The following is a 24,562-nucleotide window of genomic DNA, read 5'->3' on the forward strand; positions in this document are numbered from 1 at the left end:
GTAGGTTGGGTAGAGCTTGCGATACCCAACAATTTGAATGGTTTATGTTGGGTGTCATTCTTCCACCCAACCTACAATACAAATGGCATTTTTGCGTAAGCTCTATATTTTTGAATGAATTGAATATTAGATAACGCCCTAACCCTTATTGTTAGGGCGTTTTGTTTATGCTGATTGCGTGATTGTATGCATTTATTTACTTTGATTGAGAGGCATAGTTGGCTGGCAATTGCACCGCTTGATACGATTGTGCCTAGTCCTTTGCCGATGGTTTTACCCCATTCAAACAAGCCAAACAAGCAGGGTAGTGTGGCGTGCCGTGAATTATTACAGCAATTACAGGCAAGCTTGGGGATGATGGGGGAGTTGGTAGAAACGGATTTCCCCTATTATATTCAATTGGATAATAATAGTTTGTTTGGGACAAAAAATTGGGCGGAAGGAATAAACCAAAGGCAGGCGAGATGGTATGTCAGTTTTAGTCATAGCCAACGTCATGTGGCAGTGTTGTTATCAAAATCCAGTCAAATTGGGGTAGATATTGAGGATAAACCCATTAGCGAAGCGGTGGCAAAACGATTTTTTAGCCCCCAAGAAACCGCATGGCTCACCCAATTACAACAAACAGCCGAGCTTACTGCCCCCCAACTGCAAGCCCTGCGACAGTTGTTTTGGGTGTTAAAAGAAAGCTCCATCAAATTTCAGCACAATACCCATCAGCATCAACCATCATTAACACAGGGGCTAAAGCATGATTTGCTTGAATATTTGACGATGGCAGATTTGCTTTATTTAAGTGATAAACCAATTAATCCAGATATCATACCAATTATCCAAGATGATGGTCTATTTTATGGCTATATTCCGTCATTTCAATGTGGTTTTATGTTACAAAATGACGATTATCGGCAAAAACCGATGAATTAAGGGCTATGATTGAAAATGACTTTTTTTTGTAAAAAAGCCGTGGTATGATTGGTTTAAGACCAATTTACCAATCATTAGCAAGTTTTGGGTAATGTTTTAATAAAATTTTACACAATTGCAAAATAAGGGGCGGATTGGGCTTGTCAAAGCAAAGTTGCTAAAATTGAAAGTAGGTGATGTTAAACTTCATCGTCTTGTGGCGATTGAACTTGATAAAGTTACCTATTGGTCGTTGTAATTAAGTTGTATTCAAGGAAATTAGCTTATGTCAGTTCGTGAACAAGGTGTCGTTAAATGGTTTAATGATTCAAAAGGATTTGGATTTATTCAGCGTAGCAGTGGCGAAGATATTTTTGTACATTTTCGTGCTATCCAAGGTGATGGCTACCGCTCATTACAAGATGGACAAAAGGTCGAGTTCATCGTAGTGGAAGGTCAAAAAGGGCTTCAAGCTGAAGAAGTCACCAAGGTCGACTAATTTACTAATTTTTGCATCAGTTGCAGATAATGTTCGGTATTTGTGGAATCTTCGCTTAACACGGACGCTTTGTCTTGTATCTATTGCTAAACCAAGTTAAACTGGTTAACTTGGTTTTTTGTTGTTATGACGATAGCCTTATGGGTATCGCTTTTCCTAAAATAGCTAGCTAGCGTTTGGCTGGCAAGATGAGTAGGTAATATTTGTGTTTACGACTTTTTCTGAATTACCCTTGCACCCTGCCTTGCTGAAAGCCATCAAGCAACTCAATTATACCCAACTGACACCGATTCAATCGCAAATTTTGCCACACACGTTGGCAGGGCAAGATGCGATTGGTCAAGCCCAAACAGGTACAGGTAAAACAGCAACTTTTTTATTAACCATTATCAATGAGTTATTAAGTAATCCTTTAAAGTCTGATGAGGGTCAGCGGTATTTGGGTGAGCCTAGGGCATTGATTCTTGCCCCAACACGTGAGTTGGCACAGCAGATTTATCAAGATTGTTTGCAGTTGACCAAGTTTACCAAGTTGCATAGCGTGTGCTTGTTGGGCGGTATGGATTATGATAAACAAAGTAGTCAGTTAACGCATCAGTTTGTTGATATTATCATTGCCACCCCAGGGCGACTGATTGATTTTTGTTTTCAACATTTGGTGTATCTTGACCGCATTGAAGTGTTGGTGCTTGATGAAGCTGACCGTATGCTAGATATGGGGTTTATTCCAGATATTAAGCGGTTGATTCGGATGATGCCAGCCAATACCCATCGTCAAACGCTGTTGTTTTCGGCAACTTTTAATCAAGATGTGATGAATTTGGCGTATCGTTGGTTATATCAGCCCACGTTTGTCGAAATTGAACCTGAGCAGAAAACCAGTGAGAATGTAGAACAGCAGTTTTTTACGTTAAGTGCGGTGGATAAATTGACCGCTCTTGAGCAAATTATTGCCCAATATCCTAACCGTAAAATTATCGTGTTTGCCAATCGTAAAGACCAAGTGAAACGCTTGTATGATAAGTTAAATCGTCAGCATAAGGTCGTTATTCTATCAGGCGATGTGATTCAAGCGAAACGAGAAAAATATTTGGCACAATTCCGTGAAGGTGAGGCGACTATTTTGGTGGCGACTGATGTGGCAGGGCGAGGGATTCATGTCGATGATGTCGCTTGTGTGGTCAACTATACCTTGCCAGATAGCCCAGATGACTATGTGCATCGCATTGGGCGTACAGGGCGGGCGGGTAATAAAGGTATTAGTATCAGCTTTGTTAGTGAGGATGATGGGTTTAATTTACCTGCGATTGAACGTTATTTGGATATGTCGATTCGTATGCAACCATTTGATTTTATAAAATAATTTTTTGGATTTTTATAATCTACCCATCAAAAAAGGTGCAATCTATGGTTGCACCTTTTTTTACATTTTTCTGAGGAATAAGTGTTCATTTAAATAGGGTAAAATCACAGCCACCCTATTAAAATCAACTAATCAAGTTGTTCAATAGTCACTTTTGCTAGACCACTTGATAAGCTGGCGATTTGACTAAAAGCCCCTTTGGACAAGTCCAACGTACGACCATATTTGCCAAAACCACCTGTGTCTGTCACTCTGACGATCACGCTTTTACCATTTGCTTTGTTGGTAACTTTTAGTTTACTGCCAAGTTTATGCACATTGCTGGCAGCAGTGAGGGCATATTGGTTAAACACTTCCCCAGACGCAGTTTTGCGACCGTGGTGTTTACCACCATACCATGATGCCACATTGGCTTGAGCGGTCGTGGCGACCATCAGTAAACTAACTAAAACGTATTTCTTCATTAGGACGTTCCTTTTATCGTTTAAAGTTAAGGATACTAGGCTTTTGTCCTTTGTTGTTAAAAAAAACCAACGAGCCTAATCCCTCTATTTAAAAGTATCAAGGGGAGTTTCCCATGACTTTTCACTAAAAAATTGGTTAATTTATCTGTAAGTAAGTTAACCAAAACTTTAGAGCCGTGCATTATAGGTTTATAAAACTGTAAATGCAAATAAGTTTTTGTAAAAACAACCTTTAATTTGGCTCATAATCTACTAAAATAGTAGGGTTTGGTAACTAAAAATTATCGTAGATTGGATTTTAGTAATAAATCGTACAAACGCATAAAGAAGGGGTAAGATTGGGTAGGGTTAGCCGAATTAACCTCAGAAGTTTTATCAATAATGCCTCAATAATATGGTAAAATTAGCCCAAATTTTTAAACCTAAATTTTAAAAATGATGATTTTCATTGTATGTTTTTTTTAACTTTATCATATTCACTTAACGATAATAGGATTAGCCCATGTCAACCCCTATCGCTGAACGCCGTCTTGCCAACGCCATTCGCACGCTTGCTTTTGATGCCGTGCAAAAAGCCAACTCAGGTCACCCCGGAGCCCCTATGGGGATGGCGGATATTGCCGAGGTATTGTGGCGTAAGTTTTTAAAGCACAATCCGACTGACCCAAATTGGCTGAATCGTGACCGTTTTGTGTTGTCAAATGGTCATGGCTCGATGTTGCAATATGCGTTATTGCATTTGACAGGCTATGATGTGACGATTGAAGACCTGAAAAACTTCCGCCAGCTACACTCGAAAACCCCTGGTCACCCAGAGTATGGCTACACCGCAGGCGTGGAAACCACCACAGGGCCTTTAGGTCAAGGGATTGCCAATGCGGTGGGTTTTGCGATTGCCGAAAAAACGTTGGCAAGCCAGTTTAACCGTGATGGACATGAAGTTATCAATCACCACACTTATTGTTTCTTAGGCGATGGCTGTTTGATGGAAGGTATTTCACACGAAGTTTGCTCATTGGCAGGCACGCTACAGCTTGGTAAATTGGTCGTGTATTACGATGACAATGGCATCTCGATTGATGGCGAAGTTGAGGGTTGGTTTACCGATAATACCCAACAACGCTTTGAATCTTATGGCTGGCAAGTGCAAAAAGTTGATGGACATGATACTGATGCGATTACCAAAGCCACCGAAAATGCCATTGCTGAAACTGCCAAACCGTCATTGATTATCTGTAAGACCATCATCGGTGCAGGTAGCCCCAACAAACAAGGGAAAGAAGACTCGCACGGAGCACCACTTGGTGCGGATGAGATTCTACTTACTCGTAAAGAGTTGCTATGGGAACATGAAGCTTTTGATTTGCCACAAGATATTTATGAAGGGTGGGATTGTAAGGTCAAAGGTCAAGCGTTACAACAGTCTTGGCAAAGTGAGTTTGACGCATACCAAAACGCTTATCCAGAACTTGCCAAAGAATTGCTACGCCGTGTCAATGGCGACTTGCCTGCGGATTTTGAGCAAAAAGCCCAAGCCTTTATCGCATCGACCCAAGCCAATCCAGAAAATATCGCTACCCGTAAAGCCAGTCAAAACGCCATCAATGCGTTGCAACCTGATTTGCCAGAGTTGTTAGGTGGTTCGGCAGATTTGGCAGGCTCGAATTTGACATGGTTTAAAAACGCCAAAGCGTTGGAGGATGACACCGCAGGTAACTATATCCATTATGGCGTGCGTGAATTTGGTATGACTGCCATTGCCAATGGTATCGCCTTGCATGGTGGCTTTATTCCGTATGTGGCGACTTTCTTGATGTTTATGGAATACGCTCGCAATGCGGTGCGGATGTCAGCCTTGATGAAGCAACGTATTATCAATGTCTATACCCATGATTCGATTGGGCTTGGTGAAGATGGCCCGACCCATCAGCCTGTTGAGCAGTTGGCAAGCTTGCGTGCTACGCCAAACCTACATACATGGCGACCATGCGATACCACCGAATCTGCAGTGGCTTGGGTCGAGGCGTTAAAAGCCAAAACCACGCCATCAGCGTTAATCTTTAGCCGTCAAAACTTACCACATCAAGCCCGTGACAGCGAGCAACTTGCTAATATCGCCAAAGGTGGCTATGTGCTTGCCAAAGAGCAAGGTGAATTACAAGCTATTATCATTGCCACTGGTTCAGAAGTTGAGTTAGCGATGAATGCCTACAATGCGTTAAGTAGTCAAGGCGTGGGCGTGCGTGTGGTGTCTATGCCGTGTGCCGAAGTGTTTATGAAGCAAGAAATTAATTACCGTGACGGCGTACTACCGCCACAAGTGCGTGGGCGTGTGGCAGTCGAGGCGAGTCATGTGGATTATTGGTATAAATTCGTTGGCTTAGACGGTAAAGTGGTGGGTATGACGACCTTTGGTGAGTCTGCCCCTGCCAAAGACTTGTATCAGCATTTTGGTATTACCACTGATGCGGTGGTTAATGCGGTGAAAGCCGTTATCTAATGGCGTGATTTAATCATTAAAAAAACGTGCTATAGTAATGGCACGTTTTTTATTATAAGGAATTAAAAAATGCAAATTCAAGCGTATAAAGAAACCTATCATCAACCTGTCCGTTCGATTGATGTACCAAAAGACTTACAAAATCATCCATTTGAGGTGGTTTTTATGCCAATTAATCAACCAGTAAAATCGATTTCAAATAATAAATCACGAAAAAGACAGCCAAATCCTGCTCTTAAAGGTCTGATGATAATCCATGATGACATTACACCCATTGATGATAACGAATGGGAGTTGGATTAATGATTTTATTGGATACACATATTTGGTTACGATGGCAAAACATTGGCAGGTTGCCAAACCACTGGATTGATATCATCGAAACAGAAGATGAAGTGGCGATAAGTGCGATTAGTTGTTGGGAATTAGCACAATTGGTTAAGCGTAAAAAAGTTGAGTTACCTATTGAAATTACAGAATGGATTGAGCTTGCCAGTATGGATATCGAGATTTTATCGATTAACAAAGAAATCGCCTTGTTGTCTGAGCAATTGCCGTTTCATCATAAAGACCCAGCCGATAGGTTTATCATTGCAACCAGTATTTTTTATCAAGCCAAACTTATCAGTTTAGACACGGTATTTCCGCAATATCAAGAACTTAACGATTTACTGATAAAGTAAACATTGCCAGTTGAAAGTGATGATGTATCACCCCAATCACCGCCTCAACGTTACCCTCACTCACACGCCAATCCCCCAACACCATTCTTTTACCATTTACCAATTCATGCACCGCAGGACGATGGGTATGCCCATGAATCAATATATCAGCATTTTCTAAGGCTTGGTTGACAGCAGTTTCATTGATATCCATGATTCGCATGGATTTTTTGGCATTATCGAGCTTACTTTTTTGACGTAAATTGTGGGCGATTTGCTCACGTTTTTTGATGGGTAAAGCGAGTAAAAGTTTTTGTATCAATGGGTTTCTGATGATTTTACGAAAGCGTTGATACTTTTTGTCATCAATACATAAGCTATCGCCATGCTCAAGGCGAATTGTTTGATTACCAATTTTAAGATAATAGGGTTCTTGGATTAACCTTCCACCAAATTTATCACAGAATGACTGACCGATTAAAAAATCCCGATTGCCGTGCATGACAAAGATTTGACAGCCGTTTTTGGTAAGTTGGATTAATTTATCAAGCATGGGGGTGAGCCAATCACGCATAAAACCCGTTTCAGCAACGTCATCACCCAGCCATGCCTCAAACCAATCGCCCAAAATAAACAACTGCTCAAGATTAGGCAGGGTATTTAGCTTATCAAGCAAAGCCAAAAAAGCCTGAGTTAAATCAGGCTCATTGGGCGATAAGTGTAAATCGCTGATAAAAATTTGCCTAATCAGCGATTTATCAACTTTATCAAATGATTGCTTATCAAATGCTTGGACGGTTGGCACTTGCATAAGGTGGGCGGAAATTATTCGCTAATTACTTTGGCATGGGTAATCACGATTGGGCTTTTTGGTACATCGCCATGAAAGCCAACTTTACCAGTCGGTACGCCTTTGATTTTATTGACCACGTCCATACCTTCGGTCACTTTACCAAATACCGCATAGCCCCAGCCCATTGGATTTTTGCCAGTGTGGTCTAAAAAGCTATTGTCTTTGACATTGATAAAAAATTGGCTGGTGGCAGAATGTGGGTCGTTGGTGCGAGCCATCGCAATCGTGCCAACGGCATTTTTTAGCCCATTGTCGGCTTCGTTTTCGATAGGGGCATTGGTGGCTTTTTCTTTCATGTTAGCGTCCATACCGCCACCTTGAATCATAAAGCCGTCAATCACACGGTGAAACACGGTGCCGTCATAATGTCCTGATTTGACATAATCAAGGAAGTTTTTGACAGTTTTTGGGGCTTCTTGTTGGTTTAGTTCGATAACGATGTTACCCATGGTGGTTTCAAGTTCGACTTGTGGTATATCCATGATATTCTCCTTGGTTTTTAAGGCGTTGGTTTAAAAGAAATTATTTGAAAAATATAAAAGTAAAGTGAAAAACTTTTGCTATTGATGGTGGCTTTGGAAAGAATTTTCAATCTAATGAGTGATATTTTTTTAAATTGGATATGGTATAAAAATGGATTTTGGACAATGGTAAGGTGCGTCATACGCACCAATTAAGTATTGGCTTTGAATGGTGCGTAAAACGCACCTTACAAACTGGGATTACAAACACTCAAACACGTCCACCGACACTTCTTGATGGCTAATATCTGGGCTAAACCAAATCGCTTGCCAGTCGGCATTGGCTTTTTCAAACGTATGGCGAGCCTCAAAATCCGCCAAACTTCGATAATAAATATCCAACGCAATCACGGTATCATCGCCATCAACTCGGCGAAACATTTCAATTTTGCTATTGGTCGGTTGGCTGTCGAATTTTGGGTCGGCAGATTGGGCGAATTTTGCCATTAGCTTTGGTAAATCTTGAGTGGCGGTGCGGTAGGTATAAACGACTTTTATCATAAGATTGTCTTAGCTATTGTTAATTGGCAGAAAAATTTGTGCGATTATCGCATACTTTGGCTTACACATTGGTGAAAAACTGTTAAAATAAACGTTTTGTTTATATGATTTACATAAAATATCATTTGTAGGTTGGGTGGAAGTATGACACCCAACGTCAATTTAATCATGTTGGGTTTCGCAAACTCAACCCAACCTACGATGATAATAATTTTTCAATTCTAATTTATCCATTTTAACCAACCAAAGAGGCAATCCATGACGGCTGAGATGAAAAAAACCGCTGACGCTACTGACTCAACTAGCGAAAAAAACGACTTTATCCGTGCAATTATTCGTGACGACTTAGCCCAGCAGAAATACAGCCAGATTGTGACACGCTTTCCGCCAGAGCCAAACGGCTATTTGCATTTGGGTCATGTCAAATCAATTTGCCTAAATTTTGGTTTGGCAGGCGAGTTTAACGGCTTATGCAATTTACGCTTTGACGACACCAACCCAGATGCCGAAGACCAAGAATTTGTTGATAATATCAAAGATGACGTGCAATGGCTCGGTTTTGAGTGGGCAGGTGATACTCGTTATGCGTCTAGCTATTTTGACCAACTATATGCGTGGGCGGTGAAACTCATCGAACAAGGCGATGCCTATGTCGATTTGCAAACGCCAGAGCAAATCCGTGAAAACCGTGGTAATTTTGGACAAGTCGGTGCAAATTCACCGTATCGTGAGGCGAGCGTTGCCGAGAATTTACAACGCTTTGATGACATGAAAAACGGCAAATTTGGCAATGGTGAGGCGGTATTGCGTGCCAAAATCGACATGGCAAGCCCGAATATGAACCTGCGTGACCCAATTTTATACCGTGTGATGCACCAAGCCCACCACCAAACTGGCGACACATGGTGCATTTATCCGATGTACGATTACGCTCATCCGCTGTCCGATGCGTTGGAGGGCATTACCCACTCGATTTGTACGCTTGAGTTTGAAGACCATCGTCCGTTTTATGATTGGGTGGTGGCGAAAGTCGGCTTTGAGCAACCACCACACCAATATGAATTTGCTCGCTTAAATGTTGACCATATTTTGACCAGTAAACGTAAACTCAAAAAATTGGTTGAAGACAACCTTGTCAGCGGTTGGGATGACCCTCGTATGCCGACCATTGCAGGGATGCGTCGTCGTGGCTATACGCCAGAGGGCTTGCGAGATTTTTGTGACCGTGTTGGTGTGAGTAAATCGGATGGCGTGGTGGATTTTGGCTTACTAGAGTTTAGCATTCGTAATTCGCTCGAAGATGCCAACCGTGCGATGGCGGTGTTAAATCCGCTCAAAGTCACGATTACCAATTTTTCCGAGGCGGTTACTGATGTTGAAACTTTGAAAAAAGACAGCGTGAAAGCCAAACTCGATAATGATGTACTGTGGCTGACCCAACCGAAAAACAGCCACGATGAAGCTCAAGGCACTCGTGACATTCCATTTACCCAAACCATCTATATTGATAACGGTGATTTTGAAGTTAATCCACCTGAGGGCTACAAACGCCTATCGCCACAAAACCCAGAAATCCGCTTGCGTAATAGCTATGTGTTAAAAGTGGAAGAGCATATCACTGATGAAAAAGGTGATGTGGTTGAACTAAAAGCCACCATTGACCCTAAAACTTTGGGTAATAACCCAGAAGGACGTAAGGTCAAAGGCGTGATTCATTGGGTATCGGCTTCGCATGGCGTACCTGCGGAAGTTCGTTTATATGAGCAGTTATTCACCCAACAAGACCCTGCCAAAATTGACCTTGATAATCTTGCCAATGAAATCAATCCAACATCCTTGACCGTGGTGACTGGCGTGGTTGAGCCGTCTTTGGCACAAGCGACCCAAGGTGAGCGTTTTCAGTTTGAACGTGAGGGCTACTTTGTCGCCGATAGCCAAGACCATACCACGGCAAAGCCAGTGTTTAACCGTATTGTTGGGCTAAAGGATGGGTTTAAATAAATAACCTGAGTTCGGGGTAAGAAAAATTATAAATCATTGATGTTGCTATCATTTAAATCTCCCCCAACCCCCTCTTTACGAAAGAGGGGGCTATACCCCCATAACTTAGACTAAAACGATAGGTAAGTCCCCCTTTGAAAAAGGGGGATTTAGGGGGATTATAGGTAAAATGTTAATACTTCTTATCCCAAGTTCAGGTTATTTAAGATGGGAAATGAAACTTGATAAATACCGCCACTTATTTATATGGCATGGGGGTGTCTTTTTCGCTAATTTTGGCGATTGGCGCTCAAAATGCCTTTGTCTTGAAGCAAGGTTTAAAACGCCAATTTGTGTTTGTGGTTTGTCTGATTTGTGCGTTGTCGGATGCGATTTTGATATCGGCAGGCGTGTTTGGCTTTGGTAAAATCCTTTCACAATTTCCCCAAGTCATTGAATTGGCAAAGTATGCAGGGGCATTATTTTTGTTTTGGTATGGGACAAAAAGTTTTTATAGTGCCTTTACCAATAACCAATCGCTAGTGGCAAAAGGCGATGATGTCGCAAGCCTTAAACAAGTGGTGGCATTGTGTGTGGCGTTTACATGGCTTAATCCGCACGTTTATTTGGATACGGTGATTTTACTGGGGACAGTTGCTAGTCAGTTTGCGGACAAATTGGCGTTTGCCTTAGGAGCAATCAGTGCATCCTTTATGTTCTTTTTTGGCTTGGGTTATGGGGCAAGGTTGTTACAGCCGTTATTTGCCAAGCCAGTGTCATGGAAGATACTTGATGGCATCATTGGGGTGATGATGTGGGGGATTGCATTAAAGTTGCTTATTGATTAATCATCTTTTCGCATCCAAGTGGCAATCGAAAACCGTTCACGATGGGTAATGGCGACTTGGTGCAATAAATTACTGTCAAATACCACCAACCGATTGGCTTTTGGCAGTAGTTTTTGTTGATGGTTTTGTTTATCAGTTAACTCAATTTCACCACCATCATGCTCCCCCCAATTATCATTGAGATAAAACACCGCCGAAATCACCCGCTCATCACGCCCAACAGGGTTGTCCGAATGCCATTGATAGCCAAACCCTACAGGATAGCGAGCATAATGTGCCTCACAATGGCGAATCCCTGCATATAAGGTTTGGTTAAAAAATTGCCCAAGACGGTCAATCGCTTGTAAGTATTGCCAACCAATTGGCAAGCTTTCATCAAGCCAACGTGTGCTATCCCCTCGAATGTTGGTCACTCGCTCGCCATGCGTCAAGTGGGCTTCTTGATACTCAATAAAACCGCTTTCATGTTGTAGTTTTTGTAAAAAATCAGCCTCAAAGCAATTATCAATGATTAAAAATCCTGTTTCAACAAACTTATCTAACATAAAGTCGGTGATTTTTTCGTGCCAATCAATTGTCATGGTGTTACCTTAATCAAAAAAATTGTAAGATGAATTATCAGCTATTTTTAGTCATTTATGCTACCATATAATCCAAATTTTAAACCAAAATTGATGAGTAAATCACCTTATGAATTATTTACATAGCTACCACGCAGGCAATTTTGCTGATGTGGTCAAACACGTTTTATTGCTACAATTGCTCGAACAAGTTAGCCAAAAACCCAAGCCTTATTATGTACTCGATGGCTATGGCGGGCGAGGGCTGTATTCGCTTGCCAGTGATGAAGCCAAAAAAACAGGTGAAGCGGTCAATGGTGTGAATAAATTATTAACTTTTATTGAACAAAACCCTGCTGTTACATTGCCAAAAGCAGTGCAAACTTACCTTGATGATATCCATTACGCCAAAAAGTTTTATGACAAACATGTTTACCCCGGTTCACCGTGGTTTATTGCTCATCATGTCGAAAAGCAAGCCGAAGCCCAGCCTGATGTGGCGGTGCGTGCTGATGCCTTTGAATGGAAAGCCGATGAATATGATGCGTTAAATTATCAGTTGCACCAGTTGCCGATTGGGATTGCTCATCGCAATGCCTATGAGGGCATCCCTGCGGTCGTGCCACCTGCCGAAAAACGAGGGTTGATTTTGATTGACCCACCGTTTGAACAAGAGCATCGTGATTTTGGGGCATTGGTGGATTTATTGGTCAGAACCCATAAAAAATGGGCGACAGGCATTTTGGCATTGTGGTATCCGCTCAAAAACACCGATGCGGTTGAGCTGTTTTATAAAAAAATGAAACGTACTGACATTCGCCGTCAGTTGGTGCTAGAACTCAATGTTTATCCACCAGATTTGCCAATGGGCTTAAATGGTACAGGAATGCTGATTATCAATCCACCTTGGCAGTTTGATAGTAAAGCAGAAGAAATTTTGCAGTTTTTACAGCCCATTTTACAACATCCAGATAGTCCCATGATGAGCGTTGAGCAGAAAACCAAAGTGCAGTGGTTGGTGGGTGAGTAGTATCGTAATTTAACGTAGAAAGTAGAAATAAGACAGTAGGTTTTAATCCCCCTAAATCCCCCTTTAAAAAAGGGGGACTTCCCCCTCGTATTAGATTTGTTTACAGGGCAAAGCCCCCTCTTTTGTAAAGAGGGGGTTGGGGGAGATTCAGAAAAATGACCGAAAATAATGATTATTTTGCTACCAGTTATTTTAGTTAAGTCGAATATGACAAGGTTATAACATGAACCCCGATAATAAGATTGCCAATAGCCCCAATTCCTCTCAGCAAGCCGACAGCGGTTTGTCGGTAACTCAATCGCCTGATTGGCAACTGGAGCATGAACGCAACCGCCAACTTGCCCATACCGATGATTACGATGGCTTGACCTTTGAAGTCATCGAGCCTGCCAAAATGGCGGACAAGACCATCGCCCAAAAAGGCGTGTACTTGATTCCCAACTCGTTTACCCTGTTATCCTTGTTAGCGGCGTTTTATTCGATTACCCAAAGTGCGTTGGGCGAGGGGCATTTTTTGAAGGCCTCATTGGCGATTTTTGTGTCGGCATTATTGGATGGCTTGGACGGTCGAGCGGCTCGTATGCTAAACGCCCAAAGTCCGTTTGGTGAACAGATGGATTCGCTGGTGGATTGTATTGCATTTGGGCTTGCCCCTGCGTTGTTGATTTATAATTATGCGTTGCAACCTTTGGGGCGTGTGGGCATCGCTTGTGCATTTGTGTATGTGGCGTGTGCGGCGATGCGGTTGGCTCGCTTTAATGTGCAAATTGGCATCGTGGATAAAAAATACTTTATTGGGGTGGCAAGTCCGTTGGCGGCTATTTTGATTACCACTTTTGTCATGGTAAATATGGACTGGCAAGACGTTTTGCCTCGAGATGCCATGCCATTTCAAGCCATTGCCAGTGTGTGGGTGGTGGTGGCAGGCTTGCTGATGGTCAGTAATTTAAAATACCACAGCTTTAAAGAATTTGACAAAAAACGAGTCCCCTTTGTGGCATTGATTGTCATCGTGTTTGTGTTGGGCATTGTGTTGTATGACATCCCTGCTGGGCTGTTGGCGATTGGTGTGATTTATGCCTTGTCTGGGATTGTGTCTGCCATTTGGGGGAAAATGAAAGGCACTAAGCCAACGGCTGTTTAAGGTCAGATTGTCAAAAAAATGTTAAAAATCATTGGTAAATTGTGCTGATTTAGGGCAATATATCCCAAGTTAGCTTTACTTTAATGTTAGTTTTTCCAATTTCTCAAGTTCACAAGGAGCGTGACATGAATCCAACACGTCAAGTATTAAGTCCATTAGCCATTGCTATCACTGCCACAATGTTGGTGGCTTGTGGTGGTAATAACGACCAATCCTCTGTTTCTCCCAATTCTCCAAATAATACCCCTAGTAAGACAGGGGTTGCCAGTTTGCCAACAGGTAATCTACTAGCCGAACCTGTGAATAGCAAAAACGTCACGGCAACTGACCTCACTACGCTATTTCAACAAATAGAGCCTGTGCTAAGTCAGCAAATCGCCAAGCCTGTGTGTGATGTCAAAGTTGAATATATTCACTATGACACGGTTGATGTCAAAGGTCAGCCAACCGATGCCACAGGGGCGGTATTTATCCCCACAGGCACTGACCCAAAATGTATGGGCAAACGCCCCATCGTGCTACACGCTCATGGTACAGCCACCACCAAAGGTTATAACTTTGCCAGCGTGGGTGATATGACAAATGAAGCAGGTAGCCGAGCGACCATGATGGCGGCGATGTTTGCAGGTCAAGGCTATGTGGTGGTATCGCCAAACTACGCAGGTTATGATAAATCAAAACTTGATTACCATCCTTATCTCAATGCCACCCAACAAGCTCACGAAATGGCAGATGCTCTAAAAGCAGGGCGTAGCGTCCTACAAAAACTTAACGATACCACCAAAGTCAGTGATAATGGCAAGCTATTTTTGACAGGTTTTTCACAAGGTGGGCATGTGGTGATGGCGGCGGCTCGTTATTTTGAACAACTCAAAGAACCCGTCACAGCGGCGATGCCTATTTCAGGGCCTTATGCGATGGGGGCGTTTGGTGATGTGGTATTTGGTGGTAAAGTCATGTTGGGGGCAACATTTTTTGCCCCATTGATGGCTCGTAACTACCAAGAACAATATGGCAATATTTATCAAAACCCTAGCGATATGTTCGCCACTGCCAATGCCAATGCCAACGATTTGCCGAGTTTATTGCCAAGCAAAACCATGACAGATGAACAGTTGATTCAAACAGGCACATTGCCTGCCACTGCGATGTTCCAAAAATCCCCAACAGGCGATGCCACACTGGATGCATTATCCCCTGCTGATGCCCAATTTGGCTTTGGTTTTGATGCCAATCACTATTTGGTCAAAACCAGCTATCGTGGGGCATATTTGGCAGATATGAAGAAAAATCCAGATTGGGCGATTCCGTATTTCCAAGGTGTCGCAAGCATTGTGCCAATCGTGGCAACCGCCCCTGAAAATGGCTTGCGTAAAGCCCTAAAAGCCAATGACTTGCGTGGCTATCAACCCAGTTTCCCTACCGTGATGTGTGGTGGCAATCAAGACCCAATGGTCTTCTTTGACGTCAATACAGGGCTGATGAATACCTTATGGCAAAGCAATTATGCCAATCAAGCCTCACGTAAATTGGGCTTTATTGACATTGACATGACCAATCAAGCAACTCGTGCCAAACCGATTTATCAAACCATTGGGTTAGATACAATTAAAGACAATGAGCTAAAAGCCACGGCGACATTGATGCAACAAGGCTTTGCCCAAGATGTGCAGAAAACAGCACAAGCAGGCGGTGCGACAGGGGTGATGGTGAAATATCATAGCTTAGTCACGCCATACTGTATGGGTGTGGCAGAAAAAATGTTTAGCCAATATTGATTTTTAAGCCCTACCCAAAATATCTTCATTAACCAGTCATTTCGGCTGGTTTTTTGTTTTGTGTAAATTTTTTCTGTCAAGCGGTTATGCTAAAATGGCATTTTTTGATTTGATAATACTGATATGAATGCGTTTAATTTAATCCCCTTTGCCCTTGCTTATATCATGTTTGTGCTAGGCTTACAGCTCACCCTCAAGGATTTTTTGGCACTCAAACGCCACCCCAAAGCGGTACTGACAGGGCTGTTTTGCCAAATGTTGATTGTTCCTACGTTGGCGTTTTTGTTGGTGAGTATGTTTAGCCCACCGCCCAGTATTGCGTTTGGGATTATGCTGTTGAGTTTTTGTGCTGGCGGTGCGACCAGTAATTTGCTGAGTTTTTATGCCAAAGGCGATGTGGCGTTAGCCGTGACTTTGACCGCCGTGACTAGCCTAGCGTGCGTGGTGACTATGCCATTATTGATTGGGGTGAGTTTTGAGCATTTTATGGGGACAAGTGCAGGAGTGTTTAATAGCCAATCCATGAGCCTAAAGGTGTTTGTACTGACCACATTGCCTGTGCTTATCGGTATGACAGTGCGTCATTATTTTGCCAAAAAAATTGATAAATGGCAAAAACCCATGCAAAAATTCGTGAATGTATTGTTTGTGCTGTTGGTCGTTGGGGCAGTGGCGAGTAATTGGCAATTGATGTTAAAGCACTTTGTCACTATTGGAGCGTTGGTGTTGTTGTTGGCAGGCTTGTTGCTATTGTGTGGGATGAGCGTGGCGAGATTAATGGGATTACCGCCAAAAGTGCAAAAAACCATCGCCATCGAAACCAGTCTACAAAATGGAGCAATGGGGATTGCATTAGCCCCGTTTATTATGCACAGCGTAGGGCAGGGCTTGCCAGAGATTGCCGTGCCATCAGCGGTGTATGGTGTGCTGATGAATCTGATTGTGTTGCCTTATGTGTGGTGGTGTATGCGAGATTATACGGTGAGAAAATCGCAATTTAGGGTGCTAAAATAGGTTGCAACGCACCATTCAAAATTAATGGCTTCAGTTGGTGCGTATGACGCACCTTACGAATTTATGGGGGGTATAACCCCTCTTTCGTAAAGAGGGGATTGGAGGAGATTTAAAAAAGATGGTTAAATAAAAAGGGGCGTAATCATACGCCCCTTTTTTATTATCATTATGAATACATTATGCCACGCTGTCTAACGCTTGGTTAAAGGTCGCACTTGGACGCATGACCGCAGATAGTTTTTCTTGGTCTGGCATATAGTAGCCACCGATATCCACTTCTTTGCCTTGGACGCTGTTAAGTTCGTCAACGATTTTGGCTTCGTTATCGGCTAATGCTTTGGCAAGTGGGGCGAATTTGGCTTTTAGCTCGCTGTCTTCGTCTTGATTTGCCAACTCTTCTGCCCAGAATTTGGCAAGGTAGAAATGGCTACCACGGTTATCAAGCTCACCTGTACGGCGTGAGGGTGATTTGTCATTGTCAAGCAATTTGCCTGTTGCCAAGTCTAGCGTTTTGGCAAGTAGTTTGGCACTGGCATTATTTTCTTTGATGCCTAAGTCTTCAAGCGATACGGCTAATGCCAACATTTCGCCCAATGAATCCCAACGTAAGTGGTTTTCTTCCACCAATTGCTCAACGTGCTTCGGTGCAGAACCGCCTGCCCCAGTTTCGTACATACCGCCACCTGCCATCAATGGCACGATTGATAGCATTTTGGCAGATGTACCAAGCTCTAGGATTGGGAATAGGTCGGTGAGGTAGTCACGCAAGATGTTACCTGTGACCGAGATGGTGTCAAGCCCACGAGCCACACGCTCAAGGGTATAACGCATCGCACGCACTTGTGACATGATTTGGATGTCTAGCCCTGTGGTGTCATGCTCTTGTAGGTAGGTTTTGACTTTTTTGATGAGTTCATTTTCGTGTGGACGGTATGGGTCAAGCCAGAAGATGGCTGGCATACCAGAGTTTCTTGCACGAGTCACAGCAAGTTTGACCCAATCACGAATCGGTTCGTCTTTCACTTGACACATACGCCATATATCGCCTGCTTCGACATTTTGGCTCATTAACACTTCGCCAGTTTCGATATCGGTGATGTTGGCAATGCCTGCCTCAGGAATCTCAAAGGTTTTGTCGTGTGAACCGTATTCTTCGGCTTTTTGAGCCATTAGCCCCACGTTTGGCACAGTTCCCATTTTTGCTGGGTCAAAGTTGCCATGCCATTTACAGAAGTTAATGACCTCTTGGTAAATACGAGCAAAGGTTGATTCTGGCATCACGGCTTTACAGTCGTAAGGTTTACCATCGGCCGCCCACATTTTACCACCATTACGAATCATGGCAGGCATTGACGCATCGACAATTACGTCATTGGGTGAATAGAAGTTATCAATGCCTTTGGCAGAATCGACCATTGCTAATGCAGGACGGTGTTCTTGGCAAGCGTGTAAATCACGGATGATTTCTTCTTTGATGGTGGTAGGTAGGGTTTCGATTTTTTCGTACAAACCTGCCATACCGTTGTTGACGTTAATGCCTAGTTCGTCAAAGGTTTTGCCCCATTTTTCAAAGGCATCTTTGTAATACACTTTGACACAGTGACCAAACACGATGGGGTGTGATACTTTCATCATGGTCGCTTTGACGTGTAGTGAGAACAAGATTTTACCTTCACGGCAATCTTCGAGTTCTTTTTCATAAAACTCAACCAAGGCTTTTTTGCTCATAAACATCGAGTCAATGACTTCGCCTTCTAGCAAGGCAACTTCAGGTTTTAACACCACATTTTTGCCATCGTTGGTGATGAGTTCCATTTTGACTTTGCGAGCTTTATCCAATGTCATGGATTTTTCGCCATGATAAAAGTCACCTTCTTCCATGTGTGAACAGTGGGTTTTTGACCATTGTTTCCATTCACCCATGCTGTGTGGGTGTTTTTTGGCGTAGTTTTTGACAGCAAGAGGGGCACGGCGGTCTGAGTTACCTTCACGAAGTACAGGATTGACCGCAGAGCCTAGGCATTTGCCATAGCGAGCTTTGATGGCTTTTTCTTCGTCATTGGTTGGGTTTTCTGGGTAATTTGGAACGGCATAGCCTTTGGCTTGTAGCTCTGCGATACATTCTTGAAGCTGGGCAACAGAGGCACTGATATTTGGTAGTTTGATGATGTTGGTATTTGGGTCTTGGGTCAATTTGCCCAAAGTTGCCAAATTATCGCTTACTTTTTGGTCGTCTTGTAGATAATCGGCAAATTCTGCTAACACACGAGAGGCAACAGAAATATCGCTTTTAACCATGTTAATACCAGCAGATTTGGTAAAGGTTTCGATAATCGGCAATAGCGAGTAAGTCGCCAGTAGTGGTGCTTCATCGGTGAGTGTGTAAATGATATTTGACTTTCCATCAGTCATAGGTAAAACCCCTTTTTTGTGTTGAAAGAATGGGAAAAGAAAATGATAGGCATTAAATCCGTAAAGTATCAGCTTTCATGCCTTGCTAGTCAATAATTTATGGTGATAGTGGTATTTTTTTGAAAAATAATTGGTGGCTTGGCGGTGAGTCCCACAATAATTCATAGTACAGCCCTATTTTTCACCTGTCAAATAACGCATTTTTTAGCAAAAATATGCTATAATTATCCCCTTTTTTAAAGTTAAAAATTTATCATTTTTGCTAAAAAATTTTAACAAATAAATGTGTTTTTTAGTCGTTAAGTAGCCATCCCATACATGATGATTGGAATGATTGGAATGATTGGAATGATTGGAATGATTGGCTACCAAAAGGAGCGTGCATGACCACCGATTCGATTAGCCCAATTGGTATTGTTGACGAACTCAAACAATCCTATCTCGACTACGCCATGAGCGTTATCGTATCTCGTGCCTTGCCTGATGTGCGTGATGGGCTAAAGCCTGTCCATCGCCGTGTGCTATACGCCATGCACGAGCTGTCCAACGACTACAATAAACCCTACAAAAAATCCGCCCGTGTGGTTGGTGATGTCATCGGTAAATACCATCCACATGGCGATACTGCGGTGTATGATGCGATTGTACGTTTGGCACAGCCGTTTTCGATGCGGTATATGCTAATTGATGGTCAAGGTAACTTCGGTTCGGTCGATGATGACCCAGCCGCCGCCATGCGTTATACCGAAGTGCGGATGCAAAAGCTCACGCATCAACTGCTGGCTGACCTTGACAAAGATACGGTCGATTGGGAAGCCAACTATGATGGCTCAGAGCAGATGCCAAGCGTGATGCCTGCACGTTTTCCGAACTTGCTAGTGAATGGTACGACAGGGATTGCGGTCGGTATGGCGACCAATATGGCCCCTCACAACATGACCGAAGCCATCAATGCCTGCCTTGCGTATGCCGACAATCCGCATATTTCTGGCGAAGAATTGATGAATTATGTCACAGGCCCTGATTTCCCCACAGGTGGTATTATCTATGGTCGTTCTGGCATTGTCGATGCGTATCGCACAGGCAAAGGGCGAGTGCATTTGCGTGGCAAATATCATATCGAACCGATGGCAGAAAGTGGGGCAAATAAAGACCGTGAACGCATTGTGTTTACCGAAATTCCTTACCAAACCAACAAAGCCAAATTGATTGAAAAAATCGCTGAATTGGTGCGTGATAAAAAGCTGGAAGGCATTAGTGAAATTCGTGATGAGTCGGATAAAGACGGTATGCGAATTGCCATTGACCTAAAACGTGGCGAAAATGCCGAAGTGTTGGTTAATAACCTATTTATCCAAACGCCTCTTGAGTCGAGTTTTAGCATTAATATGGTCGCCCTTGATGAGGGTCAGCCTAAGCTGATGACCTTGCGTGATTTGATTGCCGCCTTTGTGCGTCACCGTCAAGAAGTCGTCACTCGCCGTACTATTTTTGAACTCAAAAAAGCCTTGGCTCGTGGGCATTTACTTGAGGGCTTGACCATTGCCCTTGCCAATATTGATGCGATTATTGATGCGATTAAAGCTTCAGGCAACCGCCAAGAAGCTCGTGATAATTTGCTCGGTCGCACTTGGCAGTCAGGTGGCGTGCTTGCGATGCTAGAATCAGCAGGCAGTAGCTCTATTCGCCCAGCCTTTATCGAAGGTGAAGACCTAAACGCACCGTTTGGTTTGATTGACAATAACACCATGTACCGCCTGTCACCTGACCAAGTCAATGCGATTTTGGATATGCAGTTGCACCGTTTGACAGGGCTTGAGCAAGATAAAATCCAAGCGGAATTTAAACAAATTTTGGCAGAAATTGCTGAATTACAAAGCATTTTGGATAATTTTGATAAACTCATGCAAGTTATCAAAGATGAATTATTGGAAGTCAAAGCCAACTTTGGCGATGAACGCAAAACCCAAATCGTTGATAGCCGAGCCGATTTTAGCCGAGCCGATTTAATCCCAGAACAAACCGTTGTGTTGACTGTGTCACGCACAGGCTATGCCAAAACCCAACCGATTAGCGATTATGTTGCACAAAAACGTGGCGGTAAAGGCAAATCCGCCACCGCCATGAAAGAAGATGACGTGATTGACCACATGGTCGTGACTTCAACCCATAATCATGTGATGATTTTCACCGACCGTGGGCGTGTGTTCGGCTTACAGACCTTTGAAGTACCAATCGCCAGTCGTGGCTCTCGTGGCCGCCCATTGGTCAACTTAATTTCACTTGATGGTAGCGAAAAAGTCACGGCTATTTTGCCGATTACAGGCGATGATAAAGACAACGCCAGTGATTGTTATGTATTTTTTGCCACTGCGTCTGGTATGGTCAAACGTGTTGAGTTATCACAATTTAAAAACCTACGCTCTAACGGCTTAAAAGCCCTTGATTTAAACGATGGGGATACCTTGATTGGCGTGGCGATTACCGATGGCACGCAAGACATCATGCTGTTTTCTAATGAGGGTAAAGCGATTCGTTTTAATGAGTCAAAAATCCGCTCAATGGGACGTACCGCCAAGGGTGTGCGAGGGATGCGTGTCAGCCTGTTAGCCAATGCAGGGCTTGAGGACGATGAAACAGAGATTGACGATAGCGATGATGATAACGAAGATAGCGTTGTGTCGGTCAGCCGTGTGGTGTCGCTAGTCGTGCCATCGCAAGGCGTGGAAGTGCTATGTGCCTGTGAGCGTGGTTTTGGTAAACGCACACCGATTACTGATTTCCCTGTCAAAGGGCGTGGGGGTAAAGGGATTATCGCCATCAAAACCAGTGAGCGAAATGGCGAACTTGTCCAAGCCCAAGCCGTCAATCCTGATGATGATATCGTGTTGATATCAGATGCAGGTACGTTGGTGCGTACCCCTGTGGCTCAAATTGCGTTGACAGGGCGTAATGCCCAAGGCGTGACCTTGATTCGTGTTGCTAAAGATGAAACTTTGGTATCAGTCGCTCGTGTTGAGGGCGGTAGTGAGGAAGAGGAAGGCGAGATGCTGGATGAAACCTTGCTAGAAAATGATGCTAATCAAGAAGTTATTGACCATGAAGCCATGAGTTTAACCGAAGCGTTAGAAGAAGATGGTTTGTTGGATGATGAGTAATTTATGAAATAAAGCCCCCTCTTTATGAAAGAGGGGGTTGGGGGAGGTTTTGGTATGTTAAAATAATTCTGAATGACTTGCCAAACGGTACAATTCCAATACCCCATTATCGCCAATTTTATAAACCAACAATAAATCGGGTTTGACATGGCATTCACGAAACGCAACCATGTCGCCTTTTAACGCATGGTCAAGATATTTTGGCGGTAATGGTTGGTCATTTGCCAAACATTGAAGCACTTCTGCCCACTCCACGCTTGCCAACGTCAAATACTGCTTTTTAATATCTCGTTTAAAGGCACTGGTCAAGGTGACTTTGCGAGGTAGCTTATCCGCCATTAGCTAGCCTCGACATAGCTTGTATCGCTTGCTCTAGCGAGTCATAAACCTCGGTCCTACCTTCTGCAATTTCTCGCTGACCTTCAAGAATACTGGCTTTGGCTTGAGTATTGAATACGTTAGTTTCCTCACGTCCCCAATCAAAGGTTAAAGGCACGGTTTTGGTATTGGCGACTTGATTTAAAAATAGCTTAAACGCTTGAGCAGGGCTTAAACCATAGCTTTCTAGCACAGGAAATGCTCGTTCTTTTAAGCCTTTATCCAAACGCATATTAAAATTTATCGCAGTGGCTGTCATGGTAATATCCTATGCAAAAGTAATGCAAACATACTATTATTGAGATTATTATAAAGGGTTTTCAACAACAATTAAACCATCTGCTACAAAACCATGCTACTAAATACCGCCTAATTTGGGTATGCTTTTTTTACAGTGAATTAAATCAAAAATAAGACTTTAAATTTTGGGCGTATGCAATACGCCCCTACAAAAACTGTCTTATTTCTAGTTTAAACGACTATATCAGACATGTTGTTAAAAAAGCGATATTAGGAACTCCCATGCCCCATTTACATTTACACCATCTCGAAAACTCACGTTCATTTCGTATCATTTGGTTGTTAGAAGAATTACAAATTCCCTACCAACTCACGACCTATGAGCGTTATAAAGGGCTTGCCCCAAAATCCATGCAACAAATTCATCCGATGGGAAAATCCCCGATTTTACAAGATGATGATAAAACCCTAATCGAATCTGCCAACATTATTGAATACTTAATCGACCGCTATGACCAAGCCACGCCCATGCTGAGTAGTGAGCTGATTTCGCAAATGGTACTTAATAAACAATTTCGCCCAGACTATGGTACGCCAGCGTATGAAGACTATCGCTATTGGCTACATTTCACTGAAAGTTCGTTGATGCCGTTGCTAATTATTCGATTGCTGATGGGAACGATGATTAAAAAATCCCCCATTGGTATCAAGCAAGTGGCAAAACTGCTAAAAAATGGCGTGGAAAAAAGCTATGTTGGTAAATCGCTTGAACAAGAACTGGTAATGCTCGATAAACACTTGGCACGCAATGAATGGCTTGCTGATACCCAGTTTACAGGGGCGGACATTCAGCTAGAATTTGCTATTAATGCGATGAAACAAACCCACAGCCTGCCAAGCCAATACACTAACATTCATAACTGGCTGACCAAGTGTCAAGCTCGCCCTGCGTATGAAAAAGCGGTGGCAAAAGGTGGAAAGCCAACATTTAAATAATCATAAGTCATTGATGTGATATAGGGCAATATAAATTTGCCCTATTTTTTTGTCTTTGATAGGGTGAAGTTGTGCAGAAAATTCCCCCAAAACGTCCGCATGAGGCTGATTGGCTTCAATATAAATGAGCGTTTCGCTGTCCATTAACCCTTGCTTTGATAAGGCTTGCAAAATCGGTTGCCAAAGCTCTAACGCATAGGGAGGGTCAAGAAAAATTACGTCAAAGGCAGTTCGATTCGTAGCATTTCGTGAGTTATCTTCAATAGTGGATAGGGTGGTTGGTGTTAATGGTGAAAGTTGCGGAATCAGTTGTTCCGCTTTGCCATGTAAACAAGTCAGGCGGTTGGATGGAATGGCAAGTTGTTGTTGGGTTCGTTGTAATTGTAAAAACTGCTCACGATTGGCTTCTATCAAAGTGACATGACTTGCCCCACGAGATACCGCTTCAAACCCCAATGCCCCACTCCCTGCACAGCAATCGAGGACACGGCTGTTGGGTAGGCTGTCCGCTAGCCAATTAAACAAGGTTTCTCGTACCCTGTCTGGGGTAGGGCGTAATCCATCAGCATCAATAAAACTCACCAAGCGTCTGCGATACTCCCCTGCGATGATACGCACTTGGGATAGGGAGGGTTTTTTGGTGGGGTTGGGGGATTTTTTGCTCATGTTAAATGTGTCGGTTAAGTGTGATAATGAGTGGAAACTTTGGTTCGGGTTAAGAAAAATTATAAATCATTGATGTTGCTATCATTTAA

The 24,562-nt window shown here is 43.0% G+C and carries 23 protein-coding genes; 14 read left to right on the forward strand and 9 right to left on the reverse strand.

Translation table 11 applies throughout. The features are described 5' to 3' along the window. Positions 1-186 precede the first annotated feature (186 nt). From ACK1U4_RS00005 to ACK1U4_RS00015, 3 genes are all read left to right on the forward strand, one after another. Positions 187-927, forward strand: a complete 741-nt coding sequence (locus tag ACK1U4_RS00005) for a 4'-phosphopantetheinyl transferase family protein (RefSeq protein WP_419401779.1) — start codon at positions 187-189, stop codon at positions 925-927. Between the two features lie 265 nt (positions 928-1,192). Further along, positions 1,193-1,405 (forward strand): cold shock domain-containing protein, encoded by a 213-nt coding sequence (locus tag ACK1U4_RS00010; protein ID WP_419401780.1) that lies wholly within the window; start codon positions 1,193-1,195, stop codon positions 1,403-1,405. Between the two features lie 205 nt (positions 1,406-1,610). Continuing rightward, a complete protein-coding gene (locus ACK1U4_RS00015; RefSeq protein WP_419401781.1) occupies positions 1,611-2,768 on the forward strand; it encodes a DEAD/DEAH box helicase in 1,158 nt (385 codons plus the stop codon). A 128-nt stretch (positions 2,769-2,896) separates the two neighbouring features. On the opposite strand, the gene ACK1U4_RS00020 is transcribed toward ACK1U4_RS00015, so the two are convergent. Further along, positions 2,897-3,232 carry a septal ring lytic transglycosylase RlpA family protein gene (locus ACK1U4_RS00020; RefSeq protein ID WP_419401782.1) on the reverse strand — a complete coding sequence of 112 codons (336 nt, stop codon included), beginning with the start codon at positions 3,230-3,232 and terminating at the stop codon, positions 2,897-2,899. A gap of 502 nt (positions 3,233-3,734) precedes the next feature. On the opposite strand from ACK1U4_RS00020, the gene tkt reads away from it, so the two are divergent. From tkt to ACK1U4_RS00035, 3 genes are all read left to right on the forward strand, one after another. Beyond that, complete coding sequence (gene tkt / locus ACK1U4_RS00025; RefSeq protein ID WP_419401783.1) at positions 3,735-5,732, forward strand: transketolase; 1,998 nt, start codon at positions 3,735-3,737, stop codon at positions 5,730-5,732. A 69-nt stretch (positions 5,733-5,801) separates the two neighbouring features. Continuing rightward, a complete protein-coding gene (locus ACK1U4_RS00030) occupies positions 5,802-6,035 on the forward strand; it encodes a hypothetical protein (RefSeq protein WP_419401784.1) in 234 nt (77 codons plus the stop codon). Next, positions 6,035-6,415 carry a type II toxin-antitoxin system VapC family toxin gene (locus ACK1U4_RS00035; RefSeq protein ID WP_419401785.1) on the forward strand — a complete coding sequence of 127 codons (381 nt, stop codon included), beginning with the start codon at positions 6,035-6,037 and terminating at the stop codon, positions 6,413-6,415. The genes ACK1U4_RS00030 and ACK1U4_RS00035 overlap by 1 nt, the downstream gene beginning before the upstream one ends. Here the strand turns inward: ACK1U4_RS00035 and ACK1U4_RS00040 are convergent. From ACK1U4_RS00040 to ACK1U4_RS00050, 3 genes are all read right to left on the reverse strand, one after another. Then, positions 6,393-7,205, reverse strand: coding sequence for a UDP-2,3-diacylglucosamine diphosphatase (locus ACK1U4_RS00040; protein ID WP_419401786.1), 813 nt, complete (start codon positions 7,203-7,205; stop codon positions 6,393-6,395). The two genes, ACK1U4_RS00035 and ACK1U4_RS00040, sit on opposite strands and share 23 nt — an antisense overlap. Before the next feature lie 14 nt (positions 7,206-7,219). Then, a complete protein-coding gene (locus ACK1U4_RS00045) occupies positions 7,220-7,729 on the reverse strand; it encodes a peptidylprolyl isomerase (RefSeq protein ID WP_419401787.1) in 510 nt (169 codons plus the stop codon). A gap of 240 nt (positions 7,730-7,969) precedes the next feature. Next, positions 7,970-8,269: a hypothetical protein gene (locus tag ACK1U4_RS00050; RefSeq protein ID WP_419401788.1), complete on the reverse strand. Its 300-nt coding sequence runs from the start codon at positions 8,267-8,269 to the stop codon at positions 7,970-7,972. A gap of 258 nt (positions 8,270-8,527) precedes the next feature. Here ACK1U4_RS00050 and ACK1U4_RS00055 point away from each other — a divergent pair, with 258 nt between their 5' ends. Together ACK1U4_RS00055 and ACK1U4_RS00060 are read left to right on the forward strand one after the other, a co-directional pair. Continuing rightward, complete coding sequence (locus ACK1U4_RS00055; RefSeq protein ID WP_419401789.1) at positions 8,528-10,270, forward strand: glutamine--tRNA ligase/YqeY domain fusion protein; 1,743 nt, start codon at positions 8,528-8,530, stop codon at positions 10,268-10,270. Between the two features lie 251 nt (positions 10,271-10,521). Beyond that, positions 10,522-11,097, forward strand: coding sequence for a LysE/ArgO family amino acid transporter (locus ACK1U4_RS00060; RefSeq protein WP_419401799.1), 576 nt, complete (start codon positions 10,522-10,524; stop codon positions 11,095-11,097). On the opposite strand, the gene ACK1U4_RS00065 is transcribed toward ACK1U4_RS00060, so the two are convergent. Then, positions 11,094-11,678 carry a 2OG-Fe(II) oxygenase gene (locus ACK1U4_RS00065; RefSeq protein ID WP_419401790.1) on the reverse strand — a complete coding sequence of 195 codons (585 nt, stop codon included), beginning with the start codon at positions 11,676-11,678 and terminating at the stop codon, positions 11,094-11,096. The two genes, ACK1U4_RS00060 and ACK1U4_RS00065, sit on opposite strands and share 4 nt — an antisense overlap. Positions 11,679-11,787: 109 nt before the next feature. On the opposite strand from ACK1U4_RS00065, the gene ACK1U4_RS00070 reads away from it, so the two are divergent. The 4 genes from ACK1U4_RS00070 (at position 11,788) to ACK1U4_RS00085 (ending at position 16,623) form a co-directional block, all read left to right on the forward strand. Further along, positions 11,788-12,687: a 23S rRNA (adenine(2030)-N(6))-methyltransferase RlmJ gene (locus ACK1U4_RS00070; protein ID WP_419401791.1), complete on the forward strand. Its 900-nt coding sequence runs from the start codon at positions 11,788-11,790 to the stop codon at positions 12,685-12,687. Positions 12,688-12,910: 223 nt separating this feature from the next. Then, positions 12,911-13,831, forward strand: a complete 921-nt coding sequence (pssA, locus tag ACK1U4_RS00075) for a CDP-diacylglycerol--serine O-phosphatidyltransferase (protein WP_419401792.1) — start codon at positions 12,911-12,913, stop codon at positions 13,829-13,831. 125 nt (positions 13,832-13,956) lie between these two features. Then, positions 13,957-15,609: an alpha/beta hydrolase family protein gene (locus ACK1U4_RS00080; RefSeq protein WP_419401793.1), complete on the forward strand. Its 1,653-nt coding sequence runs from the start codon at positions 13,957-13,959 to the stop codon at positions 15,607-15,609. Positions 15,610-15,732: 123 nt separating this feature from the next. Then, positions 15,733-16,623: a bile acid:sodium symporter family protein gene (locus tag ACK1U4_RS00085; protein WP_419401794.1), complete on the forward strand. Its 891-nt coding sequence runs from the start codon at positions 15,733-15,735 to the stop codon at positions 16,621-16,623. Positions 16,624-16,800: 177 nt separating this feature from the next. On the opposite strand, the gene ACK1U4_RS00090 is transcribed toward ACK1U4_RS00085, so the two are convergent. Beyond that, on the reverse strand, positions 16,801-19,035 hold the full coding sequence (locus tag ACK1U4_RS00090) for an NADP-dependent isocitrate dehydrogenase (protein ID WP_419401795.1): 2,235 nt from the start codon (positions 19,033-19,035) through the stop codon (positions 16,801-16,803). 383 nt (positions 19,036-19,418) lie between these two features. Between ACK1U4_RS00090 and gyrA the strand changes: the two genes are divergently transcribed. Beyond that, a complete protein-coding gene (gene gyrA / locus ACK1U4_RS00095; RefSeq protein WP_419401796.1) occupies positions 19,419-22,193 on the forward strand; it encodes a DNA gyrase subunit A in 2,775 nt (924 codons plus the stop codon). A 57-nt stretch (positions 22,194-22,250) separates the two neighbouring features. On the opposite strand, the gene ACK1U4_RS00100 is transcribed toward gyrA, so the two are convergent. Together ACK1U4_RS00100 and ACK1U4_RS00105 are read right to left on the reverse strand one after the other, a co-directional pair. Further along, positions 22,251-22,532: a type II toxin-antitoxin system YafQ family toxin gene (locus tag ACK1U4_RS00100; protein ID WP_419401797.1), complete on the reverse strand. Its 282-nt coding sequence runs from the start codon at positions 22,530-22,532 to the stop codon at positions 22,251-22,253. Then, the gene (locus ACK1U4_RS00105; protein WP_419401798.1) at positions 22,522-22,830 is read right to left on the reverse strand and encodes a type II toxin-antitoxin system RelB/DinJ family antitoxin; all 309 of its coding nucleotides are present in this window, start codon (positions 22,828-22,830) and stop codon (positions 22,522-22,524) included. The genes ACK1U4_RS00100 and ACK1U4_RS00105 overlap by 11 nt, the downstream gene beginning before the upstream one ends. A gap of 263 nt (positions 22,831-23,093) precedes the next feature. Here ACK1U4_RS00105 and ACK1U4_RS00110 point away from each other — a divergent pair, with 263 nt between their 5' ends. After that, the gene (locus tag ACK1U4_RS00110) at positions 23,094-23,807 is read left to right on the forward strand and encodes a glutathione S-transferase (protein WP_419399658.1); all 714 of its coding nucleotides are present in this window, start codon (positions 23,094-23,096) and stop codon (positions 23,805-23,807) included. Here the strand turns inward: ACK1U4_RS00110 and rsmD are convergent, their stop codons facing one another. Next, positions 23,808-24,473, reverse strand: coding sequence for a 16S rRNA (guanine(966)-N(2))-methyltransferase RsmD (gene rsmD, locus ACK1U4_RS00115; RefSeq protein ID WP_419399659.1), 666 nt, complete (start codon positions 24,471-24,473; stop codon positions 23,808-23,810). Positions 24,474-24,562: the final 89 nt, after the last annotated feature.

This window comes from Moraxella sp. TY6, from assembly GCF_048551375.1.
Classification (GTDB): domain Bacteria; phylum Pseudomonadota; class Gammaproteobacteria; order Pseudomonadales; family Moraxellaceae; genus Faucicola.